The sequence below is a fragment of the Kitasatospora sp. NPDC093558 genome (assembly GCF_040683475.1).
Lineage (GTDB): Bacteria > Actinomycetota > Actinomycetes > Streptomycetales > Streptomycetaceae > Kitasatospora.
Genome location: NZ_JBFBDY010001395.1, coordinates 1 through 1,050, shown reverse-complemented (window position 1 = coordinate 1,050; position 1,050 = coordinate 1). Strand labels below are relative to the sequence as shown.

The 1,050-nt window shown below is 72.0% G+C and carries 2 protein-coding genes; one reads left to right on the top strand and one right to left on the bottom strand.

All coding sequences use genetic code 11. The features are described from left to right. Nucleotides 1-118: 118 nt before the first annotated feature. Nucleotides 119-334, bottom strand: a complete 216-nt coding sequence (locus AB0O00_RS41285; RefSeq protein WP_363659790.1) for a hypothetical protein — start codon at nt 332-334, stop codon at nt 119-121. A gap of 211 nt (nt 335-545) precedes the next feature. Between AB0O00_RS41285 and AB0O00_RS41280 the strand changes: the two genes are divergently transcribed. Next, nucleotides 546-1,028, top strand: coding sequence for a hypothetical protein (locus AB0O00_RS41280; RefSeq protein ID WP_363659789.1), 483 nt, complete (start codon nt 546-548; stop codon nt 1,026-1,028). Nucleotides 1,029-1,050: the final 22 nt, after the last annotated feature.

Here is a 1,050-nt window from a genome sequence, read left to right as displayed (position 1 = left end):
AACGCGCACCCCTCAATGGCTCGCTCGCTGCGCTCGCTCACGTGCCGCGCCCCCTTCATCGCACCTCAGGGCGACGGTACACAACGTGCGGGCCCGATTGCGAAGCGTGTGCCGATCCTCACGAACCGCCGTCGCCGAGGCTGCTGACGTCACCGCCGTTGTTGTTCGTACCGCGCCGCCGCCGCTTCGCCCCCGACCGCACCAACTCGCCCGCCCCCAGCGTCACCGCCGCCACCACCCGCACCCACCCCGGCCCACCCCGCTGCGCCCACACGACGCATGCGCACCCGCCGACCGCGAGCACCAGCACGACCACCAGCACCGCACCGACCATGTTCCCCACCCCTCTTCAGGTTCGTGTACCGCCGGTAATCCTTTCAGATCGCGGCCGGCTGCATCCCGCCGGAGCCGTGGTCCCAACGGATGGAATCCGGGCGATCGCCGCCGCCACCGGGTCACGGCTCGCCGAGATCGCGCCCGCGGGTCCGTACTCTCCGATCGTCACCGGAGGCCGGCCGGTCTCCGCGAGAGAGAGCGAGACTGCCTTGAAGATCGACAAGCGGTGGTTCGTGCCCGTTGCCACGTTGACGGCTGCCGCGACGGGCAGCGGCGTCGCGTACGCGGTGTGGAGCGCGTCCGGAAGCGGGACGGGCGGGGCCGCGGCCGCCGTCGCCCAGGGCCTGACCGTCACCGCCGTGACCCCCTCCGGCGCGGCGGCGAACCTGTACCCGGGAGGCCCCGCCGGGACGGTCTACTTCAAGATCGCCAACCCCAACCCGTACGCCGTGACCATCACCGGCCTGAGCTGGGGCACACCGGTGTCGCTCAACACCACCGCCTGCCCGAGCGCCGACGTCGCCATCGACGCCTCGGCACCGGTCACGGAGAGCATCTCCGTCCCGGCCAACACCTCCGGTAGCACCGTGTTCGCGATCCCCGGCGTCCTGGACATGGTGCACAGCGCACCCGACGGTTGCCAGGGCGTCGCGGTCAGCGTCCCGGTGACGGTCACCGGCACCCAGCAGTAGCCCGCCGATGCCCCGAACCTCC

Bases quoted from the DNA above. Each gene is read 5' to 3' on its own strand.
- AB0O00_RS41285 (WP_363659790.1), bottom strand. From the start codon at position 334: ATGGTCGGTGCGGTGCTGGTGGTCGTGCTGGTGCTCGCGGTCGGCGGG.